The 13722-nt window shown below is 72.2% G+C and carries 9 protein-coding genes; 6 read left to right on the plus strand and 3 right to left on the minus strand.

The genetic code is table 11. The features are described from left to right. The first annotated feature begins 275 nt into the window (after positions 1–275). The 5 genes from GTY56_RS41665 to GTY56_RS28760 all read left to right on the plus strand — a co-directional run bounded on the left by GTY56_RS41665 (position 276) and on the right by GTY56_RS28760 (position 8383). The gene (locus tag GTY56_RS41665) at positions 276–512 is read left to right on the plus strand and encodes a hypothetical protein (protein ID WP_524540152.1); all 237 of its coding nucleotides are present in this window, start codon (positions 276–278) and stop codon (positions 510–512) included. Between the two features lie 240 nt (positions 513–752). After that, positions 753–2141, plus strand: coding sequence for a cytochrome P450 (locus GTY56_RS28745; protein ID WP_237525086.1), 1389 nt, complete (start codon positions 753–755; stop codon positions 2139–2141). Beyond that, positions 2125–3129: a (-)-alpha-amorphene synthase gene (locus GTY56_RS28750; RefSeq protein ID WP_346345612.1), complete on the plus strand. Its 1005-nt coding sequence runs from the start codon at positions 2125–2127 to the stop codon at positions 3127–3129. Before GTY56_RS28745 ends, GTY56_RS28750 begins: the two co-directional genes overlap by 17 nt. Before the next feature lie 193 nt (positions 3130–3322). Further along, positions 3323–6232: an ATP-binding protein gene (locus tag GTY56_RS28755; RefSeq protein ID WP_161368228.1), complete on the plus strand. Its 2910-nt coding sequence runs from the start codon at positions 3323–3325 to the stop codon at positions 6230–6232. A 162-nt stretch (positions 6233–6394) separates the two neighbouring features. After that, positions 6395–8383 carry a GDSL-type esterase/lipase family protein gene (locus GTY56_RS28760; protein WP_161368229.1) on the plus strand — a complete coding sequence of 663 codons (1989 nt, stop codon included), beginning with the start codon at positions 6395–6397 and terminating at the stop codon, positions 8381–8383. An 18-nt stretch (positions 8384–8401) separates the two neighbouring features. On the opposite strand, the gene GTY56_RS28765 is transcribed toward GTY56_RS28760, so the two are convergent. After that, entirely contained in the window at positions 8402–9883 is a 1482-nt protein-coding gene (locus GTY56_RS28765) for an MFS transporter (RefSeq protein ID WP_161368314.1), read from the minus strand. Between the two features lie 219 nt (positions 9884–10102). On the opposite strand from GTY56_RS28765, the gene GTY56_RS28770 reads away from it, so the two are divergent. Further along, positions 10103–10708 carry a response regulator transcription factor gene (locus tag GTY56_RS28770; RefSeq protein WP_161368230.1) on the plus strand — a complete coding sequence of 202 codons (606 nt, stop codon included), beginning with the start codon at positions 10103–10105 and terminating at the stop codon, positions 10706–10708. A 289-nt stretch (positions 10709–10997) separates the two neighbouring features. On the opposite strand, the gene GTY56_RS28775 is transcribed toward GTY56_RS28770, so the two are convergent. Together GTY56_RS28775 and GTY56_RS28780 are read right to left on the minus strand one after the other, a co-directional pair. Next, positions 10998–12401: a cytochrome P450 gene (locus tag GTY56_RS28775; RefSeq protein WP_161368231.1), complete on the minus strand. Its 1404-nt coding sequence runs from the start codon at positions 12399–12401 to the stop codon at positions 10998–11000. 134 nt (positions 12402–12535) lie between these two features. Next, complete coding sequence (locus GTY56_RS28780; protein ID WP_161368232.1) at positions 12536–13642, minus strand: FAD-dependent oxidoreductase; 1107 nt, start codon at positions 13640–13642, stop codon at positions 12536–12538. Positions 13643–13722 lie beyond the last annotated feature (80 nt).

Genomic DNA, 13722 nt, shown 5'->3' on the forward strand with positions numbered 1-13722 from the left:
CGCCGAAGACGGTGAGAGGGGAACGGAGACGTTGTGGGCGCACCGGGTCGACCTTCCGTGGGGGGCGAGGCAGATGCCAACCTACCGATCGCCCCCGGGGGGCGCGCGACGGCATCAGCTCCGTCAAGTGGCCCCGCACAGTGGGTAGTCGGCGAGGACCGCGCGCGACAGAGGACCTCCCGCTGGAGTGGCGGGCCGAGCCGAGCGCCCCGTGGATCCGGCTGAGCACGTGGGCCCGCAACGTGGAGGAGGGCGTCGAGAACCTGACGGCCCGGGTGACGGTGTCCGCGCCCGGTGAGCGGGTGCTGCGGCTGTTCATGGTGGATCGGGGGATCGCGGTCGACCGGATCGTGATCGAACCGGGCGGGCCGGCTGGCGGGTATCTGGCGCGCCCCGGTCACTCACAACGGCATTCCGCTTCGGATCCGTGTATACGGAAAAGACCTTGGAACGCCCCGGCGAGTCCGAGTGCCGGAAGGAGACCATGTGTTCGGGACGTGCATCGGAAGTGATTCCCCCAGCGCCTTCCCTGTGCACCCGTGCGCCCCCCTGGAGAAAGGGTTCACCAAGTCGGCGGCACGCTTGGACTGGGCAGGACATGGGGCAAGCCCCACGTCGGTGAAACGTCACCGTTTTCCCTGGTCGACTGAAGCAGGTGGTATTCGATGAACGGCTGCGTTCCTGAATCGGAACAGGCATGGACGGTTGGTACTGCTCCAGGCATATTCCCATCCGTCGGCCACGGTATCGCCTTGTTCCGCCGGCCGCTGGAGTTTCTGAATTCTCTTCCCGCGCACGGCGATCTCGTCGAGATACGCCTGGGCCCCCAGCGGGCGTGGATGGTGTGTCACCCGGAACTGGTGCACCGGATGCTCCGGGACACCCGCACGTTCGACAAGGGCGGGCCGCAGTACGAGAGGCTGCGGGTGCTGATGGGCGACGGCGTCGTGACCTGCCCCCATGCGCAGCACCGGCGCCAGCGCCGGCTCCTGCAACCCACCTTCCGCCCTGCCCGGGTCGCCGCACAGACGGATGTGATGGCCAGGGAGGCGGAGTCCCTGTGCCGGGACTGGCGCAGCGGGCAGCGCGTCGATGTCAGTGCGGCCACGCTGGGTCTGACGACCCGGCTGATCAGCCGGCTCCTGTTGTCCGACTCGCTCTCCCCCGCCGCGGCCGACGAGGTGCGGCACTGCCTCGCCGTCATCGTCCGCGGCCTGTTCGTCCGCACGGTCGTTCCGGTCGACGCCCTGTTCCGGCTCCCCACGCCCGCGAACCGCCGCTACCGGCGAGCGGTGGAGCGGGTGCGCGAACTCATCGACGCGGTCGTCGCCGAGCGCCGCCGGGGCGCCCCCCGCGACGACCTGCTGGGGCTCCTGCTGGCTGCCGCCGAGGCCGAGGACGGCGGGGTCCCGGTCGGCGACCGGGAGGTGCACGACCAGTTGGTGTCCCTCCTGCTCACCGGTTCCGAGAGCCCCTCGATGTGCCTGGCCTCCGCCTTCAGCCTGCTGGCCCGGCACCCGGAGGCGGAGCGGCGGCTGCACGCCGAGGTCGACACCGTGCTCGCCGGCCGGTTACCGGACGTCGACGACCTGCCGCGTCTGGTCTACACCCGGTCCGTCCTCACCGAGACGCTGCGCCACTCCCCGCCCGGCTGGCTCTTCACGCGGGTCACCACCCGGGAGACGGAGCTGGCCGGACGGCTGCTGCCGCCGGGGACGACGGTCCTCTACAGCCCCTATCTCCTGCACCACGACCCGGCGTCCTTCCCCGAGCCCGACCGGTTCCTGCCCGAGCGCTGGCTGGAGGGCGAGGCCGCCGCCGGGCCGCACGGGGCGCTGATCCCGTTCGCCGCGGGCAGCCGCAAGTGCATCGGCGACCTCTTCTCCCTGGCCGAGATGACGGTGGCCCTCGCCACCGTCGCCGGCCGCTGGCGGCTGCGGCATCCGGCAGGGCGCGTCGCGCCGCCGCGCCCCGGGGCGACGCTGGGACCGAGGTCGCTGACGATGATCTGCACCGCACGAGCGGACGCACCCGGCGGCACCGTGCCGCACGCGGTGGCGCTCGCGCACGGTTCCCCGACGCCGGCGCCCGGGCCGGAGAAGACCCGGAAGGACGGTGACAACGGTGTCCACCACGCATGAGGAAAGGGCGGCGGTCGCGCAGGCGGTGATGCCCGCCACCACCCTGGGGGAGCTGATCGACGCTCACCTCTACATGCCGTTCCCGTTCCGGCGCAGTCCTCACGAAGCGGCGGCCGCGGCAGACGTCGACCACTGGCTGCACGCGACCGGGCTGAGCGACGAGCCAGGGGTCCCGGCCATGATCGCCCACACCCGCCCCGCAGAACTCGCGTCCTTCAACAGCCCTGACGCGGACCCCGGCGTTCTGCAGCTCGTCGCCCGCCAGATCGCCTACCAGTTCGTCTTCGACGACCGGGCCGAGGAGGTCGGCCGGCACCGGCCCGGCCAGTTGCTGCCCATGCTGTGCGAGAGCGTCGCGATCCTGCGCGACGGAGCAGCCCCCTGCACTCCGCTGGGAGCGGCCCTGTCCGACCTCTACCGGCAGGTCCGGGAGCGGTGCACACCGGCCCAGGCCGCGCGCTGGGCCGCGAAGAGCCGTGAGTACGTGCACGGACTGCTGTACGAGGCGGTGGCCCAGACCCACCCCTCTCCCCTGCGGTCCGGGCTGTGCACCTCGATACGGTCCCTCACCGCCGGCGTCGAGCCCTTCCACCCGCTGTGCGAGGCGGCCCAGCCGTGCGAGCTGACCCCCGGGGAACTCCATCACCCGCTGATGCGGCGTCTGAGCCGGCTGTCGGCCGACGCGGCGGTGTGGATCCCCGACCTCTTCTCCGCGGTCAAGGAGCAGCGGTCCGGCGGCATGATCAACCTTGCCCTCGCCTACCAGCGGGCCCACCAGTGTCCCCTGCCGGTGGCCGTCACCCTGGCCATCCAGCAGATCAACCGCACGATCCGCGAATTCGAGAGGGTCTACGCCGAGATCGAACCGGAGTTGAGCCCTTCGGGCGTCGGCTACGTGGAAGGCATGGCCGGCTGGATCCGCGGCTGCTACTACTGGTCCCGCACCGTGCCGCGCTACGCGGACACCGCGGCCCCGGCCCTGCGGTGAGGGGGCGCTTCGCCGGGCAGCGGGGCATGTGCCCATTCGAGCCACGGTACCCGCTGAATCCGCACTTCACGCGGCTTTAGCAGGTCATTCACCCTTCTTTGTCGTGCTCGTTCCAGAATCCGGAACGGTGGTCATCGGGAGGCGTACGCTCGCGCTGCCTCCCGATGGCCGACGACAGGAAGCGGTACGGCACATGGCGAATGAGCCGCGGCAGCCCATGCCCGAGACCCGGCCGTTGCTCGAGCGCCGCAAGGAGCTCCGGGCCCTCGACGCGGCGCTGAACGCCCTGCGGGACACCGTCGACGGCGTGCCCCAGGCGCCGCGCGGGGGGCTCCTCGCCTTCACCGGGCCCGGAGGCATGGGCAAGACGGCCCTCCTGACCGAGGCCCGGGCCCGCGCCCGCGCGCGGGGGTTCACCGTGCTGTCGGGCAGGGGCGGTGAGAAGGAGCAGGAACTTGCCTTCCACCTGGTGCGCCAGGTGGTCCAGCCCGCGCTGGCGTCGATGGACGAACAGGAGCTGCGTACGTTCCTGGGCGGCTGGTACGACATCGTCTCCGCCGCGCTCGGCCTGGTCGCCACGCCGAGCGGCCATGTTCCGGACCCGACCGGGGTGCGGGACGGTCTGGACTGGGTGATGACGCGCCTCGCGGTGATGAAGACGCCCATGGTCCTGCTGCTGGACGATCTGCACTGGGCCGATGTCGAGTCGCTGACCTGGCTGGCCTCGTTCGCGCCCCGGGCCGTGGACCTGTCGCTGCTGATCGTCGTCGCCTTCCGGCCCGAACTGCCTCTTGAGGCAGCCGCGTTCAGCACCCCCTCCGACGACCTGGGGAACCGTCCCTTCACGCTGGCGCCGCTCAGTGCGACGGCCGTGGCACGGATCGTCCGCGACGAGGTGGGCGAGGAGGCCGAGGACGCGTTCTGCGAGGAATGCTGGGAGGCCACCGGAGGGAGCCCCTTCGAGGCGGTGGAACTCTCCATCCGGCTCGGCGAGCGCAATCTGAGGGGCACCAGCCAGGACCTCCCGGCGATGCGCGACCTGGCCGCCGCGGTGAAGGGGCCCGGGCTGATCGAGCGGCTCCAGGGGCTCGGCACCACGACCGTCCGCTTCGCCTACGCCGCGGCCGTCCTGGGGCAGGCCTTCTCGCCGGAACTGGCCGCCCGGATCGCGGCGATCGGCAGCACGGCGGCGTCCGAGGCCACGGAGAAGCTGCGCGCCGCCCGCATCCTGGCCGACGGCGAGGGGCCCGGCGAGAGTCTGGAGTTCCTCCACCCGCTGATCGCCACCACCATCTACCGGTCCATCAGTCCGAGTCTGCGGGAGGGCATGCACAACTCGGCCGCGGAGGCCGTGCGGGCGGCGGGACTCGGTCAGGCAGCCGCGGCCCGGCACCTGCTGGAGGTGCCCTGCGAGGGCAGCACCGACGCCGTCACCTGTCTGCGGGAGGCCGCCCGTGAAGCCCTGCACTCCGGTGCCCCGGAAGCGGCCCGGCGGCTGCTCAGCCGGGCCCTGCAAGAACCGCCGCTGCCGGAGGAGCGTCCCGCGCTGCTGCACGAACTCGCCTGCGCGACCTTCCTCATCAAGCCCACCGCCACCGTGGCGCATCTGCGGGAGGCACTCGCGGATCCGGGCATCGACCCCGAGCTGCGCGCCTCGATGGTCTACCGGCTGACCCAGGCACTGGCCCACACCGACCGGATGGCGGAGGCCGCGACGGTGGCCGCCGACGAGGCGCGGCGGGCCGGCGCCCATCCCCGGATCCGGCTGCGGATGCAGGCCGACCACTTCGTGTGGAGTGCGTTCCGCACCGACGAGGCGGACTCGTCCGGCCGTTCGCGGGCGCTGGCCCGGCTCGCCGACCGGCTGGCCGGCCGCGGTCTGGAGGAGCGCTACATCCTGGGTCTGCGCGCCTGGGACGCCATGATGTGCGGCGAGCCCCGGCAGAAGGCCCTCGCGTACGCCGGTGAGGCCCTGCGCGGCGGACTGAGCTGGACCCACGAGAACCGGGGCTTCGAGGTGCCCGTCTCGGTCGCGCTGGTGTTCATGTACTGCGACCAGCCGCGGCGGGCCGAGGAACTGTTCGCCAAGGGCATGGCCGAGTGCGAGTCGAAGGGCTGGCGCGGCTCCCATCTGGCCCTCGGCCAGACGCTCTCCGGGTACATCCGGTACCGCCGCGGCTGCCTGGCCGAGGCCGAGAACCTGGTACGGGAGGGCCTGGGCATCGCGGACCGGGTGGAGGGCGCGGTGCCCGCCCAGTGGTTCGCCATCGGCATCCTGATCCAGACCCTGCTGGCCCGCGGCCGCGTCGTGGCGGCACGCCGGCTCGCCGACAAGTACCACTACGGCGACGCCATTCCGAACGCCGTCATCTACCCCGACCCGCGCACCGTCTACGCCGAGCTGCTCCTGGCGGAGGGCCGGCCGGAGGACGCCGCTCCCCTGCTCTCCGGCGTCGGCGAGTGGCTGGAGGGCCGGGACTGGCGCAACCCCGCGTGGTGTCCCTGGCAGCTGGGACTGGCCTCGGCCCTGTCCCGCAGTGCTCCCGACCGGGCGGTGCGGCACGCGCGGGACGCCGTGAAGCGGGCCCGGGACTTCGGCGCGGCATCCGCGATCGGCCAGGCGCTGCACACGGAGGCGGAGGTGACGGGCGGTGAGGCGGGCCTCGATCTGCACGCGCAGGCCGTCGACCATCTGGAGCGGTCGCCGGCCGCGTACGAACTGGCCCGTGCCCTGGTCGGTCACGGCGCCGCGCTGGCCCGGGCCGGCCGCCTGCACGACGCCGCCGACCGGCTCTACCAGGGCCTGGAAGGCGCGGTGCACTGCGGTGCCGAGGGCCTCGCCGCCCGAGCAAGGCGGGAGCTGTCCGCGGCGGGACTGCGCCCGCTCCCCCTGCGGTACGGGCAGACGGACACGCTCACCGCGCAGGAGCGCAAGGCCGCCGAGCTGACGGCGGGGTGCCACAGCCCGGCGGTCGTGGCCAAGGAGCTGCACCTCACGGAACAGGGTGTGCGGCACCTGCTCTCGTCCGTGTACCGCAAGATCGGCACGGACGCGGCGGGCTTGGCCGAGGCCCTGGAGACGTTTCCCCGGCCCCGGCCGTGACAGGTGCCGGTGACGGGCAGGCCACCTCGGCGGGCGCCGGTCACCGGTACCTCAACTTCCCCTCGTCGTTGCCCACTTGACGCTGAACCGTTTCACTGGTTCCCTCGGAAGACTGCTCTGGGAGCGCTCCCACCCCACCACCCCCCACGTGAAGGGAACCCCGTGCAGATATCCCCCCGCACCTTCCCGAGACGCGCCCTGCCGGCCCTGCTCGCGGCCGTGCTCACGGCCTGTCTGCTGTCCTGGGCCGGCGCCTCTCCCGCGCGGGCCGCGCCCGGTGACGGCTCGGTCTCCGACCCCAACATCGCGTACGTCGGGCGCTGGGACACCTCTTCGGGTTCCGCCGCGGTGCCCAACTGGACCGGCGCGTACCTGCGGACCGGTTTCACCGGCACCACCGTCAAGGTCAGGGCCAGGAACGCGGTCAACTTCTACGCGAGCGTCGACGGCGGCCCCGACGTGTTCCACGCCGGCGTGCGCGGCACGGTGAACCTCACTCCCCGGCCGTTGTCCCCCGGCACCCACACCCTGCGCCTGACCTACCGTTCCGGCGACACCGTCTTCCAGGGCCTGGTCCTGGACCCGGGGGCCCGGACCGTCGCCGCGGCTGCCCCGGGCGGGCTCGTGGAGTTCGTCGGCGACTCCATCACGGCCGGGGCCCTCACCGACCGGCTGGCGCTGGACTCGTACGCCTGGAAGACCGGCGAGCGGCTGGGCACGCGGCACACGCAGATCGCCCGGTCCGGCTACTGTCTCGTCGCGCAGTCGGGGTGCACCGGGCTGAGCGGGCAGTTCTTCAGGACGGCCAGCACGGGCGGCACGAACTGGGACTTCTCCCGGTACCGCGCCGATGCCGTCGTCATCAACCTCGGCACCAACGACATCGGGCACGGCGTGTCCGGCGCCGCCTTCCAGTCGGCGTACACCACGTTCCTGCGCGACGTGCGCGCCAAGTACCCCACGGCGCATCTCTTCGCGGTGCAGACGCTGAAAAGGCGCTACACCGGCGAGACCAGGGCCGCCGTCGGTGCCCGCAACAGCGCGGGTGACGCGCGGGTGTACTTCGTCGACACCACGGGCTGGCTCACGGACGGCGCCGACTACGAGGACGGCAACGGGCACCCCAACGAAGCGGGGCACACCAAGTTCGCCGAGCGCCTGGCCCCGGTCGTGCGCGCCCGGCTCGGCTCCGGGGCCACGGTGAAGGCGGCGGCGCCCGGGCAGCCCGGCGACCCCAACATCACGTTCGTCGGCCGCTGGGACACCACCAGTTCCAGCACCGCGTACACCCCGTACTGGGCCGGCGCCTACTACCGGGCCGGCTTCACCGGCCGGACGGTCAAGCTGAAGCAGCGCGGCACGATCGACCTGTGGGCGCGGATCGACAACGGGCCGGTGAAGTTCTACGACGACGTAAAGGGGACGGTGGACCTGACCCCGACGGCCCTCTCCCCCGGCAACCACACACTCCAGGTCAACTACCAGGTGGTGGCCGGGTCGTACAAGGGCGACGCGGTCTTCCAGGGGCTGGTCCTGGACAGCGGCGCGACGACGTTCGCACCGCCGGCCCCGGCCAGGACGGTCGAGTTCGTCGGCGACTCGATCACCGTGGGCACGACGAGCTCCCAGAACGCCCGGACCGCGTACGGCTGGCTCATCGGGGAGCGGCTGGGCGTCGAGCACACGCAGATCGCACAGGGCGGGGCGTGCCTGGTGGCCGCGGCGGACGGATGCGTGGGACTGGAGCGGCAGTTCACCAGACTCAACCCGAACGCGGCCACGCCCGACTGGAACTTCTCCCGCTACCGGGCCGACGCGGTCGTCATCAACCTCGGCACCAACGACGTCGGGCACGGGGTGAGTACGGCGCAGTTCCAGTCGGCGTACAGCAGTCTGCTGCGCAAGGTGCGGGCCGCGTATCCGCAGGCGTGGATCTTCGCGCTGGAGACGTTCCGCGGTCGGTTCGTCCCGCAGACCGAGGCCGCGGTGAGGGCCGCCGTCGCCGGGGGTGACGCGCGGGTGTCCTTCGTCGACACGACCGGCTGGCTGGGGTCGGGCGATCTGTCGGACTCGGTGCACCCCAACGACCGGGGGCACCGGGTCATCGCCGACCGGCTGGCACCGGTGATCGCGGCGAGGATCGGGGGGTAGTGGCCCCGGGGGCGGGCCTCACATCGGGCCGGGGCCCGCTCCGCCCTTGAGGCGTTCGAGGTCCGAGGGCCGGACCTGGATGACGAGCAGGGCGATCAGCGCGGCGACGGCGGTGAAGATCGCCGCCATGATGAACGCGGCCGAGACACCGGCGGTGAGGATCTCGTCGGACCAGGGTTTGGGCAGTTGCCCGGTGCGTTCGAACCGGATGCGCTCGGCCGGGGTCGCCTGCTGGAGGAAGTCCGGGATCTGCTTCTCGGCCTCGTTGGTGCTGGCCGTGCCGTACATCGTGACCAGGATGGACAGGCCGAGGGAGCCGCCGACCTGCTGGGTGGCGTTGAGGAGTCCGGAGGCCGCGCCGGTCTCCGGTGTGGGCACGTTGGACAGCGCCATGAGGGTCAGGGACACGAACTCCATGCCCATGCCCATGCTGAAGACGAGCATCGGTCCGAGGACGCTGCCCGCGTAGGTGGAGTGGACGTCGGTGAGGGTCAGCCAGGCCAGGCCCGCCGCCGCCAGGATCGCGCCCACCACCATGAACGGCTTGGGCCCGTAGACGGGCAGGAACCGCGAGGCCAGACCGGCGCCGACGGCGATGACCGCGCTGACCGGCAGGAAGGCCAGTCCTGCCGCGAGCGGGCTGAACCCGAGCACGTTCTGCACGAAGAGTGTGAGGAAGAAGAACATGCCGAAGATGGCGGCGGCCAGGCACAGCATGATGCCGTAGGTGCCCGCGCGGTTGCGGTCGGCGAACATGTGCAGCGGCGTGATGGGTTGTTTCGACCGGCGCTCGATCAGGATGAAGGCCGCCAGGACGATGACCGCTCCGGCGAACGAGGCGAGGGTGAGCGGGTCCCGCCAGCCGTCCTGAGCGGCTCTGATGAAGCCGTAGACGAGCAGCACCATGCCCGCGGTGGAGGTGAGCGCGCCGGTGAAGTCGAAGCGCCCGGGGTGGCGTTCGGACTCCCTGATGTAGCGCGGTGTGGCGAGCACGATGAGCAGGCCGATGGGCACGTTGACGAACAGCACCCATCGCCAGTTCAGCCACTCCACCAGCATCCCGCCCGCGAGCAGGCCGATCGCGCCGCCGCCGGCCGAGACCGCGGCGAAGACGCCGAAGGCGCGGTTGCGTTCCGGTCCCTCGCGGAAGGTGGTGCTGATCAGGGCGAGGGAGGTCGGGGAGGCGATGGCGCCGCCGACGCCCTGGAGAGCGCGTGCGCCGAGGAGTTGGCCGGCGTTCTGGGCGAATCCGCCGAGCAGGGAGGCGAGCACGAAGAGCAGCACGCCGAAGATGAAGACGCGCCGCCGGCCCAGGATGTCTCCGGCCCTGCCGCCCAGCAGCAGCAGACCGCCGAAGGTGAGGGTGTAGGCGTTCACCACCCAGGACAGGCTCGTGGTGGAGAACTCCAGTGAGCTCTGGATGTGCGGCAGCGCGATGTTCACGATGGTGATGTCGAGAACCACCATCAACTGGCACGAGGCGATGACCAGCAGCGCCATCGCGTTGCCGCCACCACCGGGTTCCCTGGTGGTGGTCGCCTGTGGTGAAGCCGGCTGCGGGCTGCCGCCTGCGGTGTCCACCGTTCGACGGTACGCCCGGCTCCCGGGCCTCACCACTCGATCAGTCGTACCGAGGCCCGACCTGAAAATACCGCGGTGTGCGGCGATAATCCGTTCAAGGTGGCCCTGCGGGCCACGTACGGCGGAGAGGGAGCGACCGTGATCCGCGTTCTTCTCGTCGAGCACACCCGTCTCGTCCGGGGGGCGTTCGCCGCTCTGCTGTCGCGGGAGGACGACATCGAGGTCGTCGCGGAGGCCGACGGCGACGGCGACGTGGTCGCGCGCGCCGTGGCGTGCCGGCCGGACGTGGCGGTGATCGGCGTGGACTCCCGGGAGGGCGAGGAGATCGCTGTGCGCGGTGAGCTGCAAGCGCGGCTCCCGGAGTGCCGGATGCTGCTGATGATGGCCTCGACGACGCCCGAGCGGCTGCGCCGTCTGCTCGACCTGCACGCCGCCGGGGTCATCAGCACCAACGCCCCGCCGGACCGGCTGGTCCACGGTGTCCGCAAGCTGGTGCGGGGGCAGCGGTTCGTCGACCCCGAGTTCGCGCTGGCCGCGCTGGACGCGGGAGCCAACCCGCTGACCCCGCGCGAGGTGGAGGTGCTGCGGCTGACGGCCGACGGTACGCCCACGCGGGAGATCGCCGAGCGGCTGTGCCTGTCCGCCGCCACGGTCCGCAACCATCTGTCGGCGATCACCCGTAAGACGGGCGGCCGCAGCCGGATCGACGCGGTCCGGATCGCCACGGAGTCGGGCTGGGTGTGAGCCCCGCACCCTTGTCCCGCCCTGTCCGCCGGCGTCCGCCCCCGTGCCGGCAGCATGGTCAGCGGCGTGTCCGTGTCCGCCCCGACAGCAGAACGGCCGGGCAGGTCATCGAGGTGTACCTGCCCGGCCCCCGCGGGCCCTCGCGCCCTGTCCCGGGATCTGTTACGAGCATCGCAGAGCGGCCGCCCCGTGGACCAGCACCTTTTGTCACGTGTGCGGCGTGAAAGCGTCATCCCGGGACCGTGACGAACGCCGGTGCGGGATGGGCGTTCGACTCGGCCCTTCCAGGTCAGCGGCCGCCGCGGATGAGGCCCGTCAGATAGCGCCAGAGCGAGGAGCGCTGCCGCGCGGCCGGGTCCGGCAGGACCTCCTCGGCCACGCCCGGGGCGGGTGCGTCCGCCCACGGCCGCGGGGGCGGCACGGAGGCGAGTTCGTACCGCACGGGCAGGGACCGCAGGCCCCGCATGAACGGCGAGGAGCGCCACGGCAGTTGGTCGGCGGGCAGGGCGAGGTCGAGGTGGTCGAACCGCTCGAACAGCCGCCCCACACCGGCCGCCGCCACGGCCGAGGCGAGCTCCCGCGCCGGGCACTGGCGCGGTCCGGCTCCCCAGGACAGGTGGGCCCGGGTGCTGATGGCGGTGCCCGAGGCGACGTGGTCGGCGAAGAGCGGGTCGGCGTGCGCGGCGCCCGCGGAGACCCACACGGGGTCGCCGGCCCGGATGGTGTAGTTGCCGAGCGGGGTGTCCCGGGCGGCGAACCGCGGGACGAAGTTGACCAGGGGCGGCTTGCGCATGACCACCCGGTTCATGCTCTCCCTGACCATGCCGGCGGACAGGCTGGCGCGCACGCTGCCCTCGCCGGAGATGACCTCCACGACGGTGTTGGAGATGAGGATGCCGACGTGGTCGGAGGTCATGCCCAGCAGCATGAACAGCTCGCGGGCGAGCTGGTCGAGCGACAGGTCCGGGTGGGCGGCCAGCAGGTACGAGGGGAAGTCGTCGCCCGGCTTCTCCAGCTTCAGCGCGGCCAGTTCGGCCAGCGTCGCCAGCAGGCGCTCCAGCGCGGCCTCGGCGTCCGGGCCGGCGTCGAGCACCCGCCACATGTCCATCAGCGCGTCGTCGCCCTGCGAGCCGGGGAAGCCCAGCAGATGGCTGGCCACCATCAGGGGCAGCGGCCGGGAGAACTGCGCGGACAGATCCGCCACGCCGGTCGCGCCGCCCTGCCCGACGAGGGTGATCAGTTCGTCGGCGTAGGCGGTGACGGCGGCCTTCAGACGCTTGGTCTGCGGGTGGCGGGGGTCCTGGAAGGGCTTGAGGGCGACGTCCCATGCGGTGCGCAGCGGCCGGTAGCCGGGGCCGCCCTGGATCAGGATGTGGTTGACCTCCAGGGAAGGCCCGAGCGGCCAGTCCGACGGCACCCTGCCCTCGGTGCGGGCCCGCCAGTTCTCCAGGCCCTTGGGCCAGCCTTCGTCGTCCTGGAGCACCTGGAGCGACTCGCGATAGCCGAGGACCAGCCAGGCCGGGACCCCGAGCAGGTCGACCGGTGCGACCGGGCCGTGCTGCTGGCGCAGCCGCTCGTACACGAGCGCGGGGCGCACCTCGTAGTCCCTGGTCAGCAGCGGCTCGGGCGCCAGTGCCTCCAGATCCGTGCCGTCCAGGTCCACGGATCCGCCGTCACCCCGCTGGGATTCCATCGTCTTGCCACCCTCCGACACGCCCTGTACCGGCACACCACCAGCCGGTAGCCGGAAACGGTGGGGACCCTACCCCAGGCCGAACTCGCGGGTAACGACGGGGGTGGGGAGGCCGGGAGGGCCGGCCCCGCGGGTCAGGCGGCCGTGTAACCGAGTTGACGGCGCATGTAGGGCGTCATGAGGCTCTTCGCCTTGGTCAGGGTGGTGGCGCGGCTGCCGAGGACGGCGGACTCCCCGCCCGGCACGGGCAGCACGGTCAGTCCGTCGGCGGGACCGAACGGCACGATGAGCGGGGTGCGCCGGGTCGGGCGGTAGAAGCGCGGTTCCTTGCGGTGCTTGCCGGAACTGTGCAGGTAACCGCGGATGTTGTGGGCGGCGATGTCCGCCTGGGCGAGGGCGGCGGGGGTGATCTTGAGTTCGCTGACGTCGTTCACGTCGCCTACGGCGAACACGTCCAGCCTGCCCTCGACGCGGAGCGTCCGGTCGACCTTCACGTGCCCGGCCCCGTTGAGCCAGTCGCCGTGTCCGGCCAGGCGCAGCCAGAGGGTGTTGGGGGTGGTGCCGGTCGCCCAGAAGGACAGGTCGGCCTCGATGACGGTGCCGCGGGCGTCGCGGTAGGTGCCGAAGTCGTTCCCGGGCGACATGAAGGAGTCGAGCCGTACCTCCACGTCGTGGGACTCCAGCCAGGCCAGTGCCTTGCGTCCCGGACGGGCACTGCCCGTGGAGTCCAGCAGGGCGGGCCCGGAGTGGGCGAGGGTGAGCCGGGCGTCCGGGCGGGCGAGGCGCAGCTCGGCGCTGAGTTCGACGCCGCCGGGGCCGCCGCCGACGACCAGGATGTGTTCGGCCGTGGCGATGTTGCGCTGGTGCTCGGCGAAGGACTTGACCGCTTCCTCGGTCGTGGTGCCGGTGAAGCGGGCCGGCTCGGGGTAGTCCGCGCCGGTGGCGATCACGACCACGTCGTACGGCAGCCGCTCGCCGGTGGCGAGGACGACCTGCCGCTCGCTGGTGTCGATGCGGACGGCCTTGCCGGTGGTCACCCGGCCGTGGCGCAGCAGCCGGTCATAGGGGATGAAGGGCGTGTGCGTCCACTCGGGGTGCACTCCCGCGCGCAGCGCGGCGATGCGGTGGAAGAAGACCTCCTTGCGGTCCACCAGCGTGACCCGGGCCGTGGCGTCCAGCCGTCTGGCCAGCCGGACACCGGCGTAGCCGCCGCCGATCACCACTACGTCGCCGTCGTGCACAACGGGGTCTCCTGTGCTGTGGGGGGGGGAGCGAGGGCCGCCGCGGACGGGCCCCGCTCGGATCGGCCCCCGGGCGGCCA

The organism is Streptomyces sp. SID5643, assembly GCF_009872555.1.
Classification (GTDB): domain Bacteria; phylum Actinomycetota; class Actinomycetes; order Streptomycetales; family Streptomycetaceae; genus Streptomyces; species Streptomyces iakyrus.